Consider the following 2,342-nt stretch of genomic DNA (forward strand, 5'->3'; position numbering starts at 1 on the left):
ACGGCCACGCGCCCGGGCTCGAGCGCGTGCAGGACCTGGGCATCGGCGCGGTCACGTTCCCCGCGTCCGGCAACCCGGAGGACCTCGCGCTGCTGCTCGCCGACACGCACGGGGCGAGCCTCGTCGTCACGATCGGGTTCCAGGCGACGCTCAGCGAGTTCCTCGACCGTGGCCGCTCCGGGTCCAACCCGTCCACGTTCCTCACCCGGCTCAAGCTCGGCAGCAAGATCGTCGACGGCAGGGCCGTCGCGACGCTGCACCGCAGCCGCGTCTCGATCGGCGCCGTCGTGGTGCTCGTGCTCGCGGCGCTCATCGCGGTCGCCGTCGCCTTGGCGGTGTCGGGTGTGGGCGGGGCCTACGCCGGCTGGGCGGCCGACACCTGGAACAGCTTCGTCACCTGGATCGAGGGGCTCTTCTCGTGATCTCCCTGCGCTACCACGTCATCTCGATCGCCGCGGTCCTCCTCGCGCTCGCCGTCGGCGTCGTGCTCGGCTCGACCACGCTGTCCCGCACGCTGCTCTCCGGCCTCACCAACGACAACGACCAGCTCGTCAACCAGGTCCACGACCTCGAGACGCAGCGCAACGCCCAGAACGCGCGCCTGGCCGACGCCGACAGCTTCGCGACCCAGGTCGGCCCGATGGCCGTGCGCGGCCAGCTCGACCAGCGCACCGTCGTGCTCATCACCACCGCCGACGCGAACCCCGAGGACCGTGACGCGCTCAAGAGCCTCCTGGCCGACGCGGGCGCCCGCGTCACCGGCGAGGTCCAGCTGACCGACGACTTCAGCAACCCGGAGAAGGCCGACCAGCTCAAGGACATCGTCCCGCGCCTGCTCCCGGCCGGCGTTCGGCTGCCGACCGTCTCCGACCCCGGCACGCTCGCCGGCGGCCTGCTCGGCCCGCTGCTGCTGATCAGCAGGGCCGACAACAAGCCGCAGGCTTCCGCGGACGAGACCGCGGCCGCGCTCGCCGCGCTCTCCGAGGGCGGCTTCATCAAGGCCGGCTCGGACATCGAACCCGCGCAGCTCGCGATCGTGCTGACCGGTGGCGCCGCGAAGGGCGACGGCGCGGGCGACCGCGCGGCCACCCTCGCCCGGTTCGCCACCCAGGTGGACCGCTCCGGCGCCGGTACCGTGCTCGCCGGCTCCGCGGGCTCGGCCGACGGCGCCGGTGCGGTCGGCGTGGTCCGCGCGGACACCGCCGCCACGTCCATCATGTCCACAGTGGACAACGTAGGCACGCCGGCCGGTCGCGTGGTGACGGTGCTCGCCCTGCGCGAGCAGCTTGACGGCAAGGCGGGCCGGTACGGCAGCGCCGGAAACGCGGAGTCGCCGGCACCGGGTGCGCCGGCCGAGTGACCCGCGCGGTCGCGCAAGAGCGAGACGAACCATCAACACAGTGTCACCACACCGCGCGCGACCGCGTGTCGAGCGAGGTCGCGCCGGGCAGGTGATACGGTGAAACCCCGTGGAGAGTCAGGCGGGCAGCCCAGCTGCGAACGGAATCGCCAGTAACGGTCATGGACCGAAGGTCAGTCCACGGGGGGCGTCTCTGGTGCAACACTCACGCACGACCAAGTACGTGTTCGTGACGGGTGGGGTTGCGTCGTCCCTCGGCAAGGGCCTCACCGCGTCCAGCCTCGGTCAGCTGCTCACCGCTCGCGGTCTGTGGGTCACGATGCAGAAGCTCGACCCGTACCTCAACGTGGACCCGGGCACCATGAACCCGTTCCAGCACGGCGAGGTGTTCGTCACCGAGGACGGCGCGGAGACCGACCTCGACGTCGGCCACTACGAGCGGTTCCTCGACCGCGACCTCGCCGGCCGGGCCAACGTCACGACCGGCCAGGTCTACTCGAGCGTGATCGCCAAGGAGCGCCGCGGCGAGTATCTCGGCGACACCGTGCAGGTCATCCCGCACATCACCGACGAGATCAAGGCGCGCATCCGGGGTATGGCCGAGCCGGGGGAGGACGGCAACGCGCCGGACGTCGTCATCACCGAGATCGGCGGCACGGTCGGGGACATCGAGTCGCTGCCGTTCCTCGAGGCAGCCCGCCAGGTCCGCCACGACGTCGGCCGGGACAACTGCTTCTTCCTCCACGTGTCGCTCGTGCCCTACCTCGCGCCGTCCGGGGAGCTCAAGACCAAGCCGACCCAGCACTCGGTCGCCGCGCTGCGCAACATCGGTATCCAGCCAGACGCCGTCGTGTGCCGGGCCGACCGCGAGGTGCCGAGCGGGCTCAAGCGCAAGATCGCGCTCATGTGCGACGTCGACATCGACGCCGTCGTGGCCGCGCCGGACGCGCCGTCGATCTACGACATCCCCAAGGTGCTGCAC

At 71.5% G+C, this 2,342-nt stretch carries 3 protein-coding genes; all 3 read left to right on the top strand.

Annotated elements, in window-relative coordinates; genetic code table 11:
* On the top strand, positions 1-422 hold a 422-nt coding region (gene steA, locus VH969_RS27555; RefSeq protein WP_331979401.1), incomplete at its 5' end, for a putative cytokinetic ring protein SteA.
* Complete coding sequence (locus VH969_RS27560; RefSeq protein ID WP_331979403.1) at positions 419-1,360, top strand: copper transporter; 942 nt, start codon at positions 419-421, stop codon at positions 1,358-1,360. The genes steA and VH969_RS27560, both read left to right, overlap by 4 nt.
* A 196-nt stretch (positions 1,361-1,556) precedes the next feature.
* The coding region (gene pyrG / locus VH969_RS27565; protein WP_331979405.1) for a CTP synthase at positions 1,557-2,342 on the top strand (786 nt) is incomplete at its 3' end.

The organism is Actinophytocola sp. (assembly GCF_036555685.1).
In the GTDB taxonomy this organism is placed as follows: Bacteria; Actinomycetota; Actinomycetes; order Mycobacteriales; family Pseudonocardiaceae; genus Actinophytocola.